The sequence below is a fragment of the Variovorax boronicumulans genome (genome assembly GCF_030812215.1).
GTDB classification, from domain to species: domain Bacteria; phylum Pseudomonadota; class Gammaproteobacteria; order Burkholderiales; family Burkholderiaceae_C; genus Variovorax; species Variovorax boronicumulans_C.
The window spans coordinates 505,886-523,280 of sequence record NZ_JAUSSG010000002.1 but is presented as its reverse complement, the minus strand read 5'-3'; the positions used below and the strand labels follow the sequence as shown (position 1 = coordinate 523,280).

The 17,395-nt window shown below is 67.6% G+C and carries 14 protein-coding genes; 7 read left to right on the top strand and 7 right to left on the bottom strand.

Annotated features, from left to right (window positions below):
• Positions 1–7: 7 nt before the first annotated feature.
• Positions 8–2,467 carry a nitrite reductase large subunit NirB gene (gene nirB / locus J2W23_RS08725; RefSeq protein WP_307648414.1) on the bottom strand — a complete coding sequence of 820 codons (2,460 nt, stop codon included), beginning with the start codon at positions 2,465–2,467 and terminating at the stop codon, positions 8–10.
• Positions 2,468–2,534: 67 nt separating this feature from the next.
• On the opposite strand from nirB, the gene J2W23_RS08720 reads away from it, so the two are divergent.
• Positions 2,535–4,241, top strand: coding sequence for a bifunctional protein-serine/threonine kinase/phosphatase (locus J2W23_RS08720; RefSeq protein WP_307648413.1), 1,707 nt, complete (start codon positions 2,535–2,537; stop codon positions 4,239–4,241).
• Between the two features lie 101 nt (positions 4,242–4,342).
• Here J2W23_RS08720 and J2W23_RS08715 read toward each other — a convergent pair whose 3' ends face one another.
• The gene (locus J2W23_RS08715; protein ID WP_307648412.1) at positions 4,343–5,593 is read right to left on the bottom strand and encodes an MFS transporter; all 1,251 of its coding nucleotides are present in this window, start codon (positions 5,591–5,593) and stop codon (positions 4,343–4,345) included.
• Positions 5,594–5,862: 269 nt separating this feature from the next.
• Here J2W23_RS08715 and J2W23_RS08710 point away from each other — a divergent pair, with 269 nt between their 5' ends.
• Positions 5,863–7,143 carry an ANTAR domain-containing protein gene (locus tag J2W23_RS08710; RefSeq protein ID WP_307648411.1) on the top strand — a complete coding sequence of 427 codons (1,281 nt, stop codon included), beginning with the start codon at positions 5,863–5,865 and terminating at the stop codon, positions 7,141–7,143.
• A 24-nt stretch (positions 7,144–7,167) separates the two neighbouring features.
• On the opposite strand, the gene J2W23_RS08705 is transcribed toward J2W23_RS08710, so the two are convergent.
• From J2W23_RS08705 to J2W23_RS08690, 4 genes are all read right to left on the bottom strand, one after another.
• Positions 7,168–7,977: an ABC transporter ATP-binding protein gene (locus J2W23_RS08705; protein ID WP_307648410.1), complete on the bottom strand. Its 810-nt coding sequence runs from the start codon at positions 7,975–7,977 to the stop codon at positions 7,168–7,170.
• On the bottom strand, positions 7,974–8,903 hold the full coding sequence (gene ntrB / locus J2W23_RS08700; RefSeq protein WP_307648409.1) for a nitrate ABC transporter permease: 930 nt from the start codon (positions 8,901–8,903) through the stop codon (positions 7,974–7,976). The genes J2W23_RS08705 and ntrB overlap by 4 nt, the downstream gene beginning before the upstream one ends.
• Before the next feature lie 13 nt (positions 8,904–8,916).
• Positions 8,917–10,161 (bottom strand): CmpA/NrtA family ABC transporter substrate-binding protein, encoded by a 1,245-nt coding sequence (locus J2W23_RS08695; RefSeq protein ID WP_307648408.1) that lies wholly within the window; start codon positions 10,159–10,161, stop codon positions 8,917–8,919.
• A gap of 339 nt (positions 10,162–10,500) precedes the next feature.
• Complete coding sequence (locus tag J2W23_RS08690) at positions 10,501–11,781, bottom strand: nitrate regulatory protein (RefSeq protein WP_176656423.1); 1,281 nt, start codon at positions 11,779–11,781, stop codon at positions 10,501–10,503.
• A gap of 105 nt (positions 11,782–11,886) precedes the next feature.
• Between J2W23_RS08690 and tsaD the strand changes: the two genes are divergently transcribed.
• The gene (tsaD, locus tag J2W23_RS08685) at positions 11,887–12,948 is read left to right on the top strand and encodes a tRNA (adenosine(37)-N6)-threonylcarbamoyltransferase complex transferase subunit TsaD (protein ID WP_307648407.1); all 1,062 of its coding nucleotides are present in this window, start codon (positions 11,887–11,889) and stop codon (positions 12,946–12,948) included.
• A gap of 77 nt (positions 12,949–13,025) precedes the next feature.
• Here the strand turns inward: tsaD and J2W23_RS08680 are convergent, their stop codons facing one another.
• On the bottom strand, positions 13,026–13,397 hold the full coding sequence (locus J2W23_RS08680) for an Hsp20/alpha crystallin family protein (protein WP_176656425.1): 372 nt from the start codon (positions 13,395–13,397) through the stop codon (positions 13,026–13,028).
• Between the two features lie 124 nt (positions 13,398–13,521).
• Between J2W23_RS08680 and J2W23_RS08675 the strand changes: the two genes are divergently transcribed.
• From J2W23_RS08675 to rpsO, 4 genes are all read left to right on the top strand, one after another.
• Entirely contained in the window at positions 13,522–14,814 is a 1,293-nt protein-coding gene (locus J2W23_RS08675; RefSeq protein ID WP_307648406.1) for a branched-chain amino acid ABC transporter substrate-binding protein, read from the top strand.
• Positions 14,815–14,835: 21 nt separating this feature from the next.
• Positions 14,836–16,008 (top strand): pyridoxal phosphate-dependent aminotransferase, encoded by a 1,173-nt coding sequence (locus J2W23_RS08670; RefSeq protein ID WP_307648405.1) that lies wholly within the window; start codon positions 14,836–14,838, stop codon positions 16,006–16,008.
• Between the two features lie 81 nt (positions 16,009–16,089).
• Positions 16,090–17,019: a DMT family transporter gene (locus tag J2W23_RS08665; RefSeq protein ID WP_307648404.1), complete on the top strand. Its 930-nt coding sequence runs from the start codon at positions 16,090–16,092 to the stop codon at positions 17,017–17,019.
• 89 nt (positions 17,020–17,108) lie between these two features.
• Positions 17,109–17,375 carry a 30S ribosomal protein S15 gene (gene rpsO / locus J2W23_RS08660; RefSeq protein ID WP_007837783.1) on the top strand — a complete coding sequence of 89 codons (267 nt, stop codon included), beginning with the start codon at positions 17,109–17,111 and terminating at the stop codon, positions 17,373–17,375.
• Positions 17,376–17,395 lie beyond the last annotated feature (20 nt).

The following is a 17,395-nucleotide window of genomic DNA, read 5'->3' as shown; positions in this document are numbered from 1 at the left end:
TTTCCTTTCAGGCGGATTGGATGGAATGGGCCGGCACCGACAGCGGCGCGAATTGCCGCACGTCCACGTTGGCCTCGACCGACTCGAACCACGGATCGGGCTCGCCGTCGAGCGCGAACTGCAGCCGCTCCCAGAGCGCCTTGCGGCCGTCCGTGTCGTCGAGGATCTTCTTCTTCACGTAGTCCAGGCCCACGCGGCCGATGTAGTGCACCGTGCGCTCCAGGTACCAGCCCTCCTCGCGGTAGAGCTGCAGGAAGGCGCCCGAATACTCCATCACCTCGGCGGCCGTCTTCACCTTCACGAGGAACTGCGCCACCTCGGTCTTGATGCCGCCGTTGCCGCCCACGTAGAGCTCCCAGCCCGAGTCGACGCCGATCACGCCCACGTCCTTGATGCCGGCCTCGGCGCAGTTGCGGGGGCACCCCGACACCGCGAGCTTGACCTTGTGCGGCGAATACATGGCCCAGAGCGCGCGCTCCAGGTCCTTGCCCATCTGCGTGGAATCCTGCGTGCCGAAGCGGCACCACTCGCTGCCCACGCAGGTCTTCACCGTGCGCAGCGATTTGGCATAGGCAAAGCCCGAAGGCATGCCGATGTCCTTCCACACGCCTTCGAGGTCTTCCTTCTTCACGCCCAGGAGGTCGATGCGCTGGCCGCCGGTGACCTTGACGGTCGGGATCTTGTACTTGTCCGCCGCATCGGCGATGCGCCGCAGCTCGTCGGGCGTGGTGTGGCCGCCCCACATGCGCGGAATGACCGAGTAGGTGCCGTCCTTCTGGATGTTCGCGTGGCTGCGCTCGTTGATGAAGCGGCTCTGCGGATCGTCCTTCGCCTCTTTCGGCCAGGTGCTGATCAGGTAGTAGTTGATGGCCGGGCGGCAGGTGGCGCAGCCGTTGGGCGTGCGCCAGCCGAGGTTGCGATACACCTCGTCGTGCGTGAGGTAGTGTTCCTTCCGGATCGCGTCGCGCGCGTCCTGGTGGCTCACGTCGGTGCAGCCGCAGATCGCTTTTTTCTTCGGCGTGGCCGAGTAGTCGCCGCCGGCGGTGAACATCAGAATCTGCTCGACCAAACCGGTGCACGAGCCGCAACTGGCACTTGCCTTCGTGTGCTTCTTCACCTCGTCGAGCGTGAAGAGGCCCTTGTCCTTGATGGCCTTGCAGATGGTGCCCTTGCTCACGCCGTTGCAGCCGCACACCTCTGCATCGTCGGGCATGCTCGCGGCCTTGCTGTGGCCTTCGTGGCCGGTGTCGCCGATGTTCGACTCGCCGAACATCAGCTTGTCGCGGATGTCGTGCACGCTGCGGCCATCGCGCAGGAGCTTGAAGTACCAGCTGCCATCGACCGTGTCGCCGTAGAGGCAGGCGCCCACCAGCTTGTCGTCCTTGAGCACCAGTTTCTTGTAGACGCCGCCGAAGGGGTCGCTCATCACGATTTCCTCGGTGCCTTCGCCGCCCATGAATTCGCCGGCGCTGAAGAGGTCGATGCCCGTCACCTTGAGCTTGGTGGAAGTGAGCGAACCCAGGTAGCGGCCGATGCCGAACTGGGCCAGATGGTTGGCCGCGACCTTGGCCTGCTCGAACAGCGGCGCCACGAGGCCATACGCGATGCCACGGTGCGCCGCGCATTCGCCCACGGAGTAGATGCGCGCATCGGTCACGGTCTGCATGGTGTCGGTGACCACGATGCCGCGGTTGCAGTGCAGGCGCATCTTCTCGGCCAGCTCGACGTTGGGGCGAATGCCCACGGCCATGACGACGAGGTCGGCCGCGACCTCGGTGCCGTCCTTGAAGCGGATGGCCTTCACGCGGCCGTCTTCGCCACCGACCATGTCCTGCGTCTGCGCGCCCATCAGGAACTTGAGGCCCCGGTCTTCGAGCGACTTCTGCAGCAGCTTGCCCGCCACGTCGTCGAGCTGGCGCTCCATGAGCCAGGGCATGACGTGCACCACGGTCACGTTCATGCCGCGCAGCATCAGGCCGTTGGCTGCTTCCAGGCCCAGCAGCCCGCCGCCGATGACCACCGCGTTCTTGTGCGTGCGCGCGGTCTCGATCATGTAGTCGGTGTCGGCGATGTCGCGGTAGGCGATCACGCCCTTCAGGTCCTTGCCCGGCACGGGCAGCATGAAGGGGTTGGAGCCGGTGCACATCAGCAGGCGGTCGTAGGCGGCCTCGGTACCGTCTTCGGCACGCACGATGCGCTTGACGCGGTCGACTTCGACCACCTTCTTGCCCGCGTGCAGCGTGATGTGGTTGTCGCTGTACCACTCCCAGCTGTTGAGCACGATCTCGTCCACCGTCTGCTCGCCCGCGAGCACCGGCGACAGCAGGATGCGGTTGTAGTTCGGATGCGGCTCGGCGCCGAAGACGGTGATGTCGTAGAGGTCGGGCGCGATCTTCAGGAGCTCTTCGAGCGTGCGCACGCCGGCCATGCCGTTGCCGACCATCACGAGTTTCATTTTTTTCTTCATGGGGCTGGACCTTTCCTCGAAATCAAGCGGACAACAAAGAAGCGCAGTGCCCATGGAGAATCGACCCATGAGCTTTGAAGTGGACATCGGCTACAGCAGCCTTCGCGGACCCCGCGAGGTGAACGAGGATTTCGCCGGTGCCGTGCATGCGCCGCGGGGCGACGAGGCGCGCGGGCTCATCGCGGCGATTGCCGATGGCGTGTCCACCGGCGGGCGCGGCCTGGAGGCGGCGCAGACCACGGTGATGGGCCTCCTGGCCGACTACTTCGCCACGCCCGACACCTGGGAGCCGACCGCCGCGCTCGACCGCCTGATCGGCGCACAGAACGCCTGGCTCGCCGATCACAACCGGCGCCGCGCGGGCGGCGCGACCGCACTCACCACGCTCACCGCCCTGGTGCTGCACGGCCAGAGCTACACGCTGGCCCACGTGGGCGACACGCGCGCCTGGCGCGTGCGCGCCGATGGCGATGCGGCCGTGCCGCTCACGCTCGACCACGCCTTCGAACATCCCGACATGCGCAGCCGCCTCACACGCGCCATCGGCCTGGACGACCAGGTGCGCGTCGATTACGCGCAGGGCGACGTTCGCGTGGGCGACTGCTTCGTGCTGACCTCCGACGGCGTGCACGGCGTGCTCAAGCCGCAGCAGGTGGCCGCGATCGCGCTGAAGGGCGATGCCGAAGCCGCGAGCGAGGCGCTGGTGCATGCGGCGCTCGACGCCGGCACGCGCGACAACGCGACCGCGCTGGTGATCCGCGTGGTCGGCCTCGATGCGCGGCAGCTCGACGACGAACTCGGCGACGGACGCCGGCTCGCACCGCCGCCCTTGCTGAAAGTGGGCGACGTGCTCGACGGCTACGTCGTCACCGGCCTGGTGGCCGACACCGGCGTGCACCTGCTGTACCAGGCGCGCCATCCGGTCACGCGCGAGCTGGTGGCGCTCAAGACCTTGCACCCCTCGCGCGCCAGCGATCCGCAGGAACGCGCGATGTTGGCGCACGAAGCCTGGCTGGGCCAGCGTGTCGGCGAGGGCGGCGGCTTCGTTCGCGTCCACGAACGCGCGGAGAACGCGAGCGCGCTCTACATCGTGTTCGACTGGCACGGCGGCCGCACGCTGGAGCAGATGCGCAAGTCCGGGGCGCGCGGCACGGTGGCCGAGGTGGTCGCCGCGGCCATCGAGGTGAGCAAGGCGCTCGGCCGGCTGCACCGCCACGGCGTGGTGCACCGGGACATCAAGCCCGGCAACCTGCACCTGGGCGACGACGGGCGCTGGCGCATCCTCGACCTGGGCGTGGCCTTGTCTGGCCGCGAAGGGGCGGCTCAGCGCGAACTGCATGCGGGTACGCCCAGCTACATCAATCCCGAGCAGTGGGAAGAGGGCGGTGTCGCGGACGCGGGCAGCGACCTGTTCGCGCTCGGCGCCACGCTGTACCAGTGGCTCGGCGGCCACCTGCCCTACGGCGAGATCGAGCCCTACCAGGTGGCGCGCTACCGGCGCGACCCGGTCGCGCTCTCGCGGCTGCGGCCCGATGTGCCGGTGTGGCTCGACCACCTTGTGCGCAAGGCCGTCGCCCGCGATCCGCGCGAGCGCTTCGAAACCGCCGAGGAGATGCTGCTCGCGCTGGAGCGCGGTGCTTCGCGCCCCGTCGGTGCGCCCATGGCCACGCCGCTCGTGCGCCGAGACCCGGTGATGCTCTACAAGATCGCCCTCGGCGTGTCGTTGCTGTTCAACGCACTGCTGGTGGTGTGGCTGCTGTTCCTGCCGCGCTGAAAACGAGAGCGACCCCCATCCCCGTTCGGGCTGGGCTTGTCGAAGCCCTGCTCGCGATGGAGACAGCCCTTCGACAGGCTCAGGGCGAGCGGGGGGGAAGGTCATGCGGCTCTCCGCGCGGGGGACGGGGTGGCAGCAGGTGAAGTGCGCGCCCGGCCACCCTTCTCGGCCCAGGTGCGCGTCCAGCGGATCTGCATGACGCGCATCACGCCCAGCATCGCCAGCGAGAGCGCACCGAAGAAGACGAAGCCCCAGGTGTAGCTGCCCAGGTACTGCTTCGACAGGCCCATGGCGTTGGGCACCAGGCCGCCGCCGAGCGCGCCGATCTCGCCGATCATCGAGCCGGCCACCGCGGTGCTCAGCGGCCAGCGCAGCGGCACCAGTTGAAAGAGCGCACCGTTGCCCGCGCCCAGCGCGGCGAAGCACACGATCAGGAGCAGCGTGGTGAGCGCCAGCGAGCCCGATGAAAAACCGATGAGCACGAGGCCCACCGCCACCACCAGCAGCACCACCGTGAGGGTGTTCACGCCGCCCCAGCGGTCGGAAAGCCAGCCGCCCACGATGCGCACCGCCGCGCCCATGAAGGCCGCGAGCATCGTGAGCTGGCCCGCCTGCACCTTGCTCACGCCGAACTGGTCGTAGTAGTACGAGGGCAGGAAGGTGGTGAGGCCGATGAAGCCGCCGAAGGTCACGCCGTAGATCAGGCTGAAAACCCAGCCGTCCTTCTCGAACAGGCAGGCGATGTGCTCGCGAAAGCTCGCGTGGCTGTCGACGTCAGGCGGCTCCTTGGCGAAGATCACCATCACGACCATCGGGATCAGGATCGCAACCGCGGCCACGCCGTACACCGCCTGCCAGCCCAGCCACTGCGCAAGCGGCGGCGCCACCAGCACCGACACCGCCGTGCCCACGTTGCCCGCGCCCACGAGGCCCATCGCCAGGCCCTTGTGCTGCGGCGGGAACCAGCCTGAGCCCAGCGACAGCGCCACGCCGAAGCTTGCGCCGGCAATGCCCAGCAAGACGCCCATGGCGAGCAGGTCGTTGAAGCTCTTGACGAAGAAAAAGCCGAACAGCATCGCCACGGCGATGAGGCCCATCTCCACCAGCGTGGCCTTCTTGCGGCCGATGTACTGCGAGAGGATGCCCAGCGGAAAGCGCATGAGCGCGCCCGCGATGATCGGCACCGACAGCATCAGGCCCTTCTGCGCGGGCGAGAGGTCGAAGGTCTCGCCGATGAAGGGTGCCATGGCGCCGTTGAGCACCCAGATGCAGCAGGAGAACGAGAAGTACAGGAACGCCGCGAACAGCGTGGGACTGTGGCCTGACTGCAAGAAATTCCTGAAACCGGACATGGTGTTCAAAGGTGCAAAAAGCCGCGGCGCGACCTGGGAGAGGTCGTGTCGACGGACGGGGTTGGGGTCGGAGTGCCGGCAGCGGACGCTGTCGGCGTGGGGGTGCGTGCGGCCTGTGCATGGCCGAACCGGTTGCAGGAGCCTGCAGCCTCACCAAAGCGGTGCTTCGTTACACCGCGCCCCATTCGATGCAAGAGGCGTGCCCGCGAAATTGCGCCGGTGCGCGCGCACGCCTGGCCTATGCTTGCCGTGCCTTTCGACACCCCGCCATGACTTCCCTTCTTCTCGTCCTGCCCAATGAATTCGATGCCTCCGGGCCCTTGCCGGAGCCGCTGCGGCAGGGCCTCGCGGGTGCCGGCGCCACGGTGCTCGGGCGCGCCACCTGCCGCACGCTGGTGCAGCAGGCGGATGCGCTTGCACCGCAACAGGTGCTGGCCTGCCTGCCCGACGCGGCGCAACTGCTGGCGTTGCGCGATGCGCTGGAGAACTGGAACGGCGTGCCGCCCTGCGCGGTGAGCGTGGCCGGTGCGCCGCTGGAGGGTGTGCAGCACGAGGCGCTGGTTGCGCTCGGCGTGCATGCATGGGCGCCGCTCGATGCGCTGTCGATTCCTGCGTTGCTGGCCCGCGCGCAGGCCCGATGGATGCGTGAAACCGCGTTGCGCACCGAACTCGACAACCTGCGCACCCGCATGGACGAGCGCAAATGGATCGATCGCGCCAAGGGCCTCCTGATGTCCGCGCGCGGCATCGGCGAGGACGAGGCCTTTGGCCTGCTGCGCGGCGCCGCGATGCATGCCAATCTGCGGCTCGGCGAAGTGTCGCGCTCGGTCATCGAGGCCGCGCAGTGGGCCGAGGCGATCAACCGCGCCGGGCAACTGCGCATGCTGTCGCAGCGCCTGGTGCGGGTGGCGGCGCAACTGCTCGCGGGCATCGACGTGCAGCGCGCGCGGGTCCTGCGCACGCAGTCGACCGAGCGGGTGCAGCAGAACCTGGATCACCTGTCGGCCCTCGACTTGGGCGCTGCCGGCGTGCGTGCGCTTGGCGAGGTGCAGGCGGCATGGCACGGGTTGAGTGCGGCACTGCCCGTGAAACCCACACCGCAGGGGCTTGCGGAGATCGATGCGCGCGGCGAGGCCTTGCTGCTCGCGGCCGAAGCGATGACGGAGGCGCTGCAAGCTTCGGGCGCACGGCGCGCGCTGCGCATCGTCAACATCTGCGGGCGGCAGCGCATGCGGGCGCAGCGCTTGGCCAAGGATGCGCTGCTGGCTTCGACGCTCGCCGCCAGCGCCTCGCGCGACCGGTTGCTGCCGACCATGAACGAGTTCGAAGCCGCGCTCGTGGAACTGGAGCGCGCGCCGCTCAGCTCACCCGAGATTCGCGCCGGCTTGATGACGGCGCGAGACGAATGGCTGCGCCTCGTAGGCGGCGTGCAAGCGCTCGACAGCCCCGAAGGCCGCGCCACGCTGGTGCGTTCCAGCGAAGCGCTCGTCGACACCTTCGAGCGCCTCACCGGGTGGTACGAGCACAGCCTGCAGGTCATCATGTCCTGAGCCGGTTGTGCCGGGCCTGCTGCGTCAGGCCGCGACCTTCTCCACATGCGCCTGGCGCGTGTAGAGGAAATCGATCACCGCCTTGCGCGCATGCACGTACGCCGGGTCTTCCGCCAGTTCGACGCGGTTGCGCGGGCTGGCGATGTCCACCGCCAGCACGTCGCCGATGGTGGCGGCGGGGCCGTTGGTGAGCATCACGATGCGGTCGCTCAGCAGCACGGCTTCGTCCACGTCGTGCGTGACCATGACGACGGTGCTGTGTGTCTTCTGCACGATGGCGAGCAGCTCGTCCTGCAGCTTGGCGCGGGTCAGGGCGTCGAGCGCGCCGAAGGGCTCGTCCATCAGCAGCACCTTGGGTTCCATCGACAGCGCACGGGCGATGCCCACGCGCTGCTTCATGCCGCCGGAGATTTCGCCGGGGCGCTTCTGCGCGGCGGGCGTGAGGCCGACGAGGGCCAGTGCCGCATCGGTGCGCTGGCGCAGTTGCGCCTTGCTCTCGGTGGCGGAGAACACGCGTTCGACGGCGAGGTACACGTTCTCGAAGCAGGTGAGCCAGGGCAGCAGCGAGTGGTTCTGGAATACGACGGCGCGCTCGGGGCCCGGGCCCTTGATCTCGCGGTTCGCGCACAGCAGCACGCCCTGCGTCGGCGTGGTCAGCCCGGCGATCAGGTTCAGCAGCGTCGACTTGCCGCAGCCCGAGTGCCCGATGAGCGTGATGAACTCGCCCTTGGCGACGTTCAGGTTGATGTCGCGCAATGCCAGGAAGCTGCCCTTGGCGGTTTTGAAGCGCTGTTCGACGTCGCGGATCTCGATGTACTTCGAATCGTCGTTCATGACTTCACCTCTTCGAACGTGAATGCAGTAGCCAGCTTGATGAGCGCGAACTCCAGCACCAGCCCCACGATGCCGATCACGAAGATCGCGATGATGATGTTGGCGACGTTGAGGTTGTTCCACTCGTCCCATACCCAGAAGCCGATGCCCACGCCGCCGGTCAGCATCTCGGCCGCGACGATCACGAGCCACGCGGTGCCCACGGCCAGGCGCACGCCGGTGAGCATGTAGGGCAGCACGGCGGGAAAGAGGATCTTGGTGAGGATCTTCCATTCGGAAAGATTGAGCACCTTCGCCACGTTCATGTAGTCGCTCGGCACGCGCTGCACGCCCACGGCGGTGTTGATGACCATCGGCCAGATCGAGCAGATGAAGATGGTCCAGATGGCCGCCGGGTTCGCGCCCTTGAACACCAGCAGGCCGATGGGCAGCCACGCGAGCGGCGACACCGGGCGCAGGAGGCTGATGAGCGGATTGAACATGCGCGCAAGGAATTCGAAGCGTCCGATCGCGAAGCCCGCCGGAATGCCCACCAGCGCCGCGAGGCCGAAGCCCAGTGCCACGCGCTGCAGCGACGAGAGCACGTTCCAGCCCACGCCCTGGTCGTTTGGCCCCTTGCTGTAGAACGGATCGCTGAACACGGTGACCGCCTGCTGCCAGGTGGCGAGCGGCGTGGGAAAGCCGGTGGTGCTCTTCATGGCCACCAGCTCCCAGACCAGCAGCAGCAGGCCGAAGCCCGCGAGCGGCGGCAGCACGCGCATCCAGAAGGCGCGCAGGTCGATGGGCGTGCGGCTGCGGGGCTCGGGCGCCGGGGCCGCGGAAGCCACCACGGCGGCAGGCGCAGCGGCTGCGGGCTTGGGCACAACAGGCGCGGTGGCCTGCGAGGCGACCGCTTCGAGCGGGGAGTGAAAAACAGCGCTGACCATGGTGCGTTTCTCCTCAGACATGGAGCTTGAAGGACTCGGCGTACTTCTTCGGGTCCTTGCCGTCCCACACGGAGCCGTCGAAGAGCTTGCTGGTGCGCAGCACGTCCTTGGGCACGGGCGTCTGCGTGGCGGCGGCGGCCTGCTTGTAGATGTCGATGCGGTTGATCTCGGTGGCCACCTTCAGGTAGTCCGGATGCTCTTTCAGCAGGCCCCAGCGCTTGTGCTGCGTAAGGAACCACATGCCGTCCGAGAGGTACGGGAAGTTCACCGCGCCGCCGTTGTAGAACTTCATGTGGTTCGGGTCGTCCCAGCTCTTGCCCAGGCCGTTGACATAGCGGCCCAGGATGCGCTGGTTGATCGCGTCCACGCTGGTGTTGACGTAGCTCTTGTCGGCAATGGTTTCGGCCATCTTGTTCTTGTTCTGCAGGCCGGTGTCGATCCACTTGCTCGCCTCGAGGATCGCGGCGGTCACGGCGCGTGCCGTGTTGGGGTACTTCTTGGTGAACTCGGCGGTGCAGCCGAGCACCTTCTCGGGGTGGTCCTTCCAGATGTCCTGCGTGGTGATGGCGGTGATGCCGATGCCGTCCATGATCGCGCGCTGCCCCCAGGGCTCGCCTACGCAGTAGCCGTCCATGTTGCCCACGCGCATGTTGGCCACCATCTGCGGGGGCGGCACGGTGATGTTCTTCACGTCCTTGAACGGATCGATGCCGGCCGAGGCGAGCCAGTAGTAGAGCCACATGGCATGCGTGCCGGTGGGGAAGGTCTGGGCGAAGGTGTATTCGCGCTTCTCGGTGGCGATGAGCTTTGCGAGCGAGGCGGCATCGACCGCGCCCTTGTCGGAGAGCTTCTTCGAGAGCGTGATCGCCTGGCCGTTGTTGTTGAGGGTCATGAGCACGGCCATGTCCTTCTTCGGGCCGCTCAGGCCCAGGTGCATGCCGTAGACGAGGCCATAGAGCACGTGCGCCATGTCCAGGTCGCCGTTGGAGAGCTTGTCGCGCACGCCGGCCCAGCTGGCTTCCTTGCTGGGAACGATCTTCACGCCGTATTTCTTGTCGATGCCCAGCACCGAGGCCATCACCACGCTCGCGCAGTCGGTCAGCGGGATGAAGCCGATCTTGACTTCTTCTTTTTCGGGCTTGTCGGAGCCCTGGGCCCAGACGGCGGCGCGCAGCGCGGGGTCGATGCCCACGGCGCCGATGGCGGCGGCTTGCAGTACGCGGCGGCGGCTGAGGCGGGTTTTCAGCAGGTCGGTCATGGGGCGGGCTCCGGTTGAAGAACGAACAAACAAAAAAGCAAAGTCGAAAACAAAAAAAGGCGTCCCGACCACGCAAGGGCTGCTCGCGAACGAGCCCTTGCGGGATGGGGACGCCTTTGTCCGGTTCGGTGGGAGACACCCGCCGTTGGGTGCCGCCTGCCTGAAGACCACGAAGGTCTTATGTACTCACTTATGCAAACTGCGTGCCAGTGCTTTCGGGGTGTGCGGTGCTATCGAAAAAGTAGCTCGAACGCAGGGCGCGCGCTGGGGGAAGTGCCCCCCGGGTCTCGCCGCCCATCGAAAGCACGTTTTTGTGCGTTGCACCAAGTTGAAACGCTTTCAGCGCGGCCCACGGGCATCGGGCATCGGCAGGTAATCGGCCATGGCGAGCATCGACTCGGCCACGTCGACCAGCCGGCGCTTCTGGTTCATGGCGGTCTGGCGCAGCATCTTGTGGGCCTCGTCCTCGCTCAGACGCCGGTGCGCCATGAGGAGCCCCTTGGCACGCTCGACCACCTTGCGCTCGTTGAGCGACGCGCGCACGGTCTGGAGCTCGTCGCTCATGGCCTGCAGGCGCTGCGACTGCTCCTGCACCATGTCCAGCACCGAGCGCTCCAGCACACGGCCGTACGAGGCGGGGGCCACGGCCTGCGTGCCGGCATCGTCGAAGAACAGGGCCTCGCCGGACTGTTGCGGCGCCAGCGTGCCGAGCAGTTGCTGGTAGGCCGCGAGGTCGGTGCGCGCTTGCGCGGTCTTGCGGTTGCAGAGAGCGCGCAGGTCGGCGGCCAGGCGGTCTTCGACCATGCGCATGGCGTCGATGCGGCGGGTGCAGCAGTCGAACCAGTCCTGGCTCAACTGGCTGTACTGCGCGTCCGGCGCCGCGGCCGGCGTGGTGCCGATGCGGCGCAGGCGTTCGAGCTCGGCCATGGTGGCATCGGCCTCGCTCTCGCGCCAGAGCGCCAGCACCTCGTCGCTCGAGAAATCGGTGAAGACGTGAAAGCAGCGCTCCTGCGATTCGATGAGGTGCAGCCATTGAACCCGCTGCGCTTCGTTGCTGCGGCCCAGCGCCAGCGTGGCGGCGCCGAAGGCGCGCTCCTGGCCCGCGAACTCCTTGCCCTGCATGAAGTTGAACATCGCGACCAGCAGGCGCGAAATCTCGGGATCGGTGGCGCCATCGGCCGCCTCGAACACCACGGCCAGCAGGCCGGCGACGAGCTTGGCGAAGGCCGCGGTCGATTGCGCCGGGGAAAGTTCGAGCGCGCCGACGCGGCCGCGCAGTGCGGGCAGGGCGTCCAGCCCCGGCAGCACCCAGGCGATGCGGCTGAACAGGCGTGCGCTGTTGCCGGCGCTGGCGCGCTGGCGGGCTTCGGTTTCCAACTGGTCGAATCCGTTGCGCACCGCCTGCTCCAGCGCCCGGCATTCGGCGATCTGCGGATCGCGCTGGTCGGCGAAGCGCCGGCCGCGCGAGGCGAGGAACACGTTCGACATGCCGCGCTCGCGCTGCAGCGCATGCACCAGCCGGCCGATCAGGCCGACCAGCTCGCTGGTGCGCGCGAGCTGGTCGAGCTCGTCGATTTCGCACTGGCGGGCGGCGATGAGGAAGTGCAGGCCGGATTTCATGGTGGGTGGGGAAGGGGACGCACACCGTTGCTGCAACATCCGTGCCTTGCCCCGCGGCTTGTCCCTTGGCGGGCACCCCGCGCAGGCGCCACCTACACTCGCGGGATGCTCTTGTTGGGAATCGAATCATCCTGCGACGAGACCGGCGTGGCGCTGGTCGAATCGCACGGCGACGCGCTGCCGGTGCTGCTTTCGCACGCGCTGCACAGCCAGATCGCCATGCACCAGGCCTACGGCGGCGTGGTGCCCGAACTGGCCAGCCGCGACCACATCCGCCGCGTGTTGCCGCTCACCGAAACCGTGATGGCCGAGGCCGGGCGCTCGCTGGGCGAGATCGACGTGGTGGCCTACACGCGCGGGCCGGGGCTCGCGGGCGCGCTGCTGGTGGGCGCCGGTGTGGCTTGCGCACTGGGCGTGGCGCTCGGCAAGCCGGTGCTGGGGGTGCATCACCTCGAAGGGCATCTGCTGTCGCCGTTCCTCAGTGCCGATCCGCCGGAATTTCCGTTCGTCGCGCTGCTGGTGTCGGGTGGCCATACGCAGCTAATGCGGGTCGACGGCGTGGGCCGCTACGAGCTGCTCGGCGAAACCATCGACGATGCAGCCGGCGAAGCCTTCGACAAGAGCGCCAAGCTCATGGGCCTGCCGTATCCCGGCGGCCCGTGGCTCGCCAAGCTGGCCGAAGGCGGCAGTGCGACGGCGTTCAAGCTGCCGCGCCCGCTCTTGCATAGCGGCGATCTCGATTTTTCATTTGCCGGCTTGAAGACGGCCGTGCTCACGCAGGCCAAGAAGCTTGGCGACCAGCTCGAGGCGAACAAGGCCGATCTGGCGGCATCCACGCAGGCAGCGATCGTCGAAGTGCTGCTGAAGAAGTCGCTCAGCGCACTCGACCAGACCGGGCTCAAGCGCCTGGTGGTGGCTGGCGGGGTGGGCGCGAACAAGAATTTGCGTGAGCAGTTGAATGCGGCGTGCGCCAGGCGCAAGGTGCGGGTGCATTACCCCGAACTGCATCTGTGCACCGACAACGGCGCCATGATCGCCATGGCCGCCGCGATGCGCCTGCAGTCGGGCCTGTCGCAGGCCAGCGAGCGCTATGCCTTCGACGTCAGGCCGCGATGGCCCATGGCTTCGCTGGCGGCCGAGGCGCAGCCTCTGCCTGAGGCGATGTAAAGCGGCGCGTGCCGCCCCGCAAAGGCGGGGCAGCACGTCGCATCAAGGCCTGGCCATCTTGGCCAGTCGGGGCCGCCTTAGTTGATCTGCAGTTGCGAGGCTTGGCTCACGGGCGTGAGCTTTCCGAGCTTCAGCGTGAGCACGCCGTTCTCCAGCTTGGCTTCGCTCGCTGCCACGTCGATGTCCTGCGGCAGCTCGTAGGCAGCCTTGAACTGGCGCTTGGCTTCGGCCTTGCTGTCGATGCGAACCACGGCGCCTTCGAGGCTGATCGCGAGGTCTTCGCGCGAGAGGCCCGGCACGTCGAGCGAGAGGGTCCAGCTCTTGTCGTCCTGCTCCACCAGCGGCGAGCGGCGGGGGGCCGCGAAGGCGTCGTTCACGAAGCGCTCGAAGGCGCGGTCGTACGAGCGGGGAACGAAGCGGGTGGTGCGGACGGTGGGTGCGAAAAACATGATGAAAAGCTCCTGAATGAACACAATGGGGACAAGGAATGTGTGTCCCTTACACTGCGCGGCCATTCAATCCTGAGTGCCGCTTGACACCTCATCTAGGCGCAGCCGCACGCGTTTCAAGACGATGACTCCCCCCTTTATTTGGCGCCGCCAGGCCTTGAAATTCGCGGCGCTGGCGCTATGCGCGAGCCCCTTCGCCGCGCTCGCGCAAACCGCATCCGTGCCGCCCGCGCCCATCCGTCTTGCGTTGATCGAAAGCATGAGCGGGCCCTTCGCGAACACGGGCGAAGCGGTGTTCCGCAACCTGCTGTGGGCGGTGGAGCGCGTCAATGCGCGCGGCGGCGTGAAGCTGCCCGGCGGTGCGCGTCCGCTGCAGTTGGACCGCTACGACAGCAAGGGCCAGAACGAAGAAGCGCTCTCCGCATTGCGCGCTGCCATGGACGACGGCGCGCGCATCGTGCTGCAGGGCAACTCGTCGGCCACCGCGGCGGCGCTGGTCGATGCCATCGACAAGAACAACGAGCGCGATCCCGCGCGGCGCGTGATCTTCCTGAACTACGCGGCGGTCGATCCGGCGCTGACCAACGAGCGCTGCAGCTTCTGGCACTTCCGCTTCGATGCCCACGCCGACATGCGCGTGGCCGCACTGATGGACGTGGTGAAGGACGACGCCGCGCTCAGGCGCGCCTACCTGATCGGGCAGGACTACAGCTTCGGCCAGGCGGTGCTGCGCGAGGTGCGGCGGCAACTCGGCGTGCAGCGGCCCGACGTGGAGATCGTCGGCGACGAACTGCACCCGATGGGCAAGGTGAAGGACTTCGCGCCCTATGCCACCAAGATCCTCGCGAGCGGCGCGCAGGCGGTGTTCACCGGCAACTGGGGAAACGACCTCACGCTGCTCGTGAAGGCGGCGCGCGAGGCGGGCTTCAACGGCAGCTTCTATACCTTCTATGGCAACGCGCTCGGCGCGCCCGCGGCCATCGGCGATGCGGGCATCGGCCGCGTGGTGGCGGTGGCCGACTGGCTGCCCAACGTGCAGACGGTGCAGTCGGAGGCCTTCTATCGCGCGTTTCGCGCACGCTTTCCGAAACCCGCGGACGACTACGTGCACATGCGGATGCAGTTGCTCGTCGAGTCGCTCGCGCAGGCCGTCGAGCGCGCGGGCAGCGTCGATGCCGTGCCGTTGGCACGCGCGCTGGAGCAGGCCGACGTGAGTCTGTACGGCCAGCGCGGCCGCATGCGCGCGGCGGACCATCAGTTCCAGCAGCAGCTCGTGGTCGGCGTGATGGACAGGCAGGGCAAGCCCGGCGTGCAGTTCGATGTCGAGGGCTCGGGCTACGGCTTCCGTGTGATCAAGACGATTGCCCCGGAGCGCGCAGAACTGCCGACTTCGTGCAAGATGAAGCGCCCCCAATGACGACCCACAGGACGACAGCCGATGCGTGAAGCCATCCACAACCTCGAAGCCTCCAAGATCCGCGAAGTCGCCAATGCAGGCCTCGGCCGCGACGACGTGCTGGCCTTCTGGTTCGGCGAAAGCGACGAAGTCACGCCCGAGGTGATTCGCCAGGCGGCCATCGAGTCGCTGCAGCGCGGCGAGACCTTCTATGCCCACAACCTCGGCCTGCCCGAGCTGCGCGAGGCGATCGCGCGCTACACCAGCGCGTTGCATCCCAAGGTAGACGCCTCGCGCATCGCGGTCACTTCGGGCGGCGTCAGCGCACTGATGCTGGCGGTGCAGGCGCTGGTCGAGGCGGGCGACGACGTGGTCGCGGTGACGCCGGTGTGGCCGAACCTCACGGCGCAGCCGGCGATCATGGGCGCGCATGTGCGCTCTGTGCCGCTGGTGCCGGTCGAAGGGCTGTGGACACTCGACCTGCCCGCGCTGCGCGCGGCGGTCACGCCGAAGACGAAGTTGCTGATCGTCAACGCCCCCAACAATCCCACCGGATGGACGATGACGCGCGACGAGCAGCAGGCCGTGCTCGACCACTGCCGCCAGACCGGCACCTGGATCCTGGCCGACGAGGTGTACGAGCGGCTCTACTTCGAGCCCACGCCGAACGGCTGCGCCCCGAGCTTTCTCGACATCTCGAAGCCCGATGACCGGCTTGTCGTGACGCACAGTTTCTCGAAGAGCTTTCTCATGACCGGATGGCGTCTCGGCTGGCTGGTGCTGCCGCCCGCGATGGTCGAGGGCATCGGCAAGCTGATCGAGTTCAACACCTCCTGCGCGAGCGTGTTCACACAGCGCGCGGCCATCGCCGCGATCGAGCACACGGCACAGATCACGCCGCGCGTGGTGGCGCACCTGAAGCTGTGTCGCGACACGCTGGTGCCGCTCTTGGCCGGGGTGCCCGGCGTGCAGGTGGCGCCGGCCAAGGGCGGCATGTACGCCTTCTTCCGGCTCGCGGGTTTCGGCGATTCGCTCGACGTGGCCAAGCGGCTGGTGGTCGAGGCGGGCCTGGGGCTCGCGCCGGGCAACGCCTTCGCGCCCGAGGCGCAGGGCTGGCTGCGCTGGTGCTTTGCTTCGAAAGACCCGCAGCGGCTGGTGCAGGGCGTGGAGCGCCTGCGCCACTGGCTGGCGAAGCAGCCGCAGCGCAAGGGCTGAGCCGCCGCCTGCAATTTCGTTCAATACGCGGCGCGTGCGGCCCGCGAAGCTCGGCCTTTCTTCGAAAGCGAAAGGTCATGCATGTCGGAACGAATCAAGGGAATGGTGCTGTGTGCACTGGCGATGGTCACGGTGGGCAGCACGGTGGTCGCCAGCAAGGTGATCGCGGGCGGGTTGCCGCCGTTCACCGCGACGGCGCTGCGGTTTGCGATGGCTCCGCCGGTGTTTCTCCTGCTGCTGCGGGTGACGCGGACGCCCTGGCCTCGTCCCGACCGGCGCGATCTGGCGCTGCTCTTGTTGCAGGCCGGGCTGGGCAGCGTCGGCTACACGGTGCTGTTGATCCTGGGCGTGCGGTGGGCGCCGGCGGCCAGCGCGGGCGTGGTGGCTGGAACACTGCCGGCCGTCGCGGCGCTGGTGGCGGTGCTGGCGCTGCGCGAGCGGCCGGGGCGCTATCTCATCGGCAGCATCGCGCTGGCGACGGCGGGGGTGCTGGCGATCAGCTGGCCGGGGGAGGGCGCTGTGGGGGATGCCAGATCCGCGGCGGCGATGGTCGGCAACCTGCTGGTGCTGGGGGCGGTCGTCTGCGAAGCGATGTTCATCCTGCTCAACAAGCGCCTGCGGGTGCCGGTTCGGCCGCTGGCGCTGTCTACGCTGATGACGGTCTTCGGGCTTCTGTTGTCGCTGGTGCCTGCGCTGCTCGAAAAAGCCTGGGAACGCCCGTTGCCGACCGCGGCCCTGGCCGGCGTTGCCTACTACGCGCTGGTGCCGACGGTGCTGGGTTTCGTCCTCTGGTTTGCCGGATCGGCGCGGCTGAAGGGGGCGGAAGCCGCGCTGTTCACGGCGCTTTTGCCGGTCTCGGCACTGATACTGGCGGCCGTTTGGCTGGGTGAAAGTATCAGCCTTGCACAAGTCGGCGGAGCGGCCTGTGTCCTGGGCGCCGTGGGGTTGGCGTCGCTCGATGGAAGAGGCGGAAAGCGGCCCGAAAGCCCCCTTGAGCCCGCCGAGCTATAATCCCGAGGCTTTGCATGCCGCAAGGCGCACGGTGAGGGCAGTTCCAGTGCTCACCGCAAGTCAAACATCCCGGAACAAGGAAATTCAACATGATCGCAGCCTCCATCAAGGCCGAAGTTGTCAAGGACAACGCCCGCGCCGCCAACGACACCGGCAGCCCTGAAGTGCAAGTCGCACTGCTGACCGCCCGTATCAACGAGCTCACCCCCCACTTCAAGACCCACGCCAAGGACCACCACGGCCGTCGCGGTCTGCTGCGCATGGTGAGCCGCCGCCGCAAGCTCCTGGACTACCTCAAGTCCAAGGACGCCGACCGTTACACCGCGCTGATCGCCAAGCTGGGTCTGCGCAAGTAAACCGAATCGCATGAAAAAAC

Excerpts from the sequence above, each read along its gene's own strand:
- nirB (WP_307648414.1), bottom strand. The coding sequence starts at position 2,467 with ATGAAGAAAAAAATGAAACTCGTGATGGTCGGCAACGGCATGGCCGGC.
- J2W23_RS08720 (WP_307648413.1), top strand. The coding sequence starts at position 2,535 with ATGAGCTTTGAAGTGGACATCGGCTACAGCAGCCTTCGCGGACCCCGC.
- J2W23_RS08715 (WP_307648412.1), bottom strand. The coding sequence starts at position 5,593 with ATGTCCGGTTTCAGGAATTTCTTGCAGTCAGGCCACAGTCCCACGCTG.
- J2W23_RS08710 (WP_307648411.1), top strand. The coding sequence starts at position 5,863 with ATGACTTCCCTTCTTCTCGTCCTGCCCAATGAATTCGATGCCTCCGGG.
- J2W23_RS08705 (WP_307648410.1), bottom strand. The coding sequence starts at position 7,977 with ATGAACGACGATTCGAAGTACATCGAGATCCGCGACGTCGAACAGCGC.
- ntrB (WP_307648409.1), bottom strand. The coding sequence starts at position 8,903 with ATGGTCAGCGCTGTTTTTCACTCCCCGCTCGAAGCGGTCGCCTCGCAG.
- J2W23_RS08695 (WP_307648408.1), bottom strand. The coding sequence starts at position 10,161 with ATGACCGACCTGCTGAAAACCCGCCTCAGCCGCCGCCGCGTACTGCAA.
- J2W23_RS08690 (WP_176656423.1), bottom strand. The coding sequence starts at position 11,781 with ATGAAATCCGGCCTGCACTTCCTCATCGCCGCCCGCCAGTGCGAAATC.
- tsaD (WP_307648407.1), top strand. The coding sequence starts at position 11,887 with ATGCTCTTGTTGGGAATCGAATCATCCTGCGACGAGACCGGCGTGGCG.
- J2W23_RS08680 (WP_176656425.1), bottom strand. The coding sequence starts at position 13,397 with ATGTTTTTCGCACCCACCGTCCGCACCACCCGCTTCGTTCCCCGCTCG.
- J2W23_RS08675 (WP_307648406.1), top strand. The coding sequence starts at position 13,522 with ATGACTCCCCCCTTTATTTGGCGCCGCCAGGCCTTGAAATTCGCGGCG.
- J2W23_RS08670 (WP_307648405.1), top strand. The coding sequence starts at position 14,836 with ATGCGTGAAGCCATCCACAACCTCGAAGCCTCCAAGATCCGCGAAGTC.
- J2W23_RS08665 (WP_307648404.1), top strand. The coding sequence starts at position 16,090 with ATGTCGGAACGAATCAAGGGAATGGTGCTGTGTGCACTGGCGATGGTC.
- rpsO (WP_007837783.1), top strand. The coding sequence starts at position 17,109 with ATGATCGCAGCCTCCATCAAGGCCGAAGTTGTCAAGGACAACGCCCGC.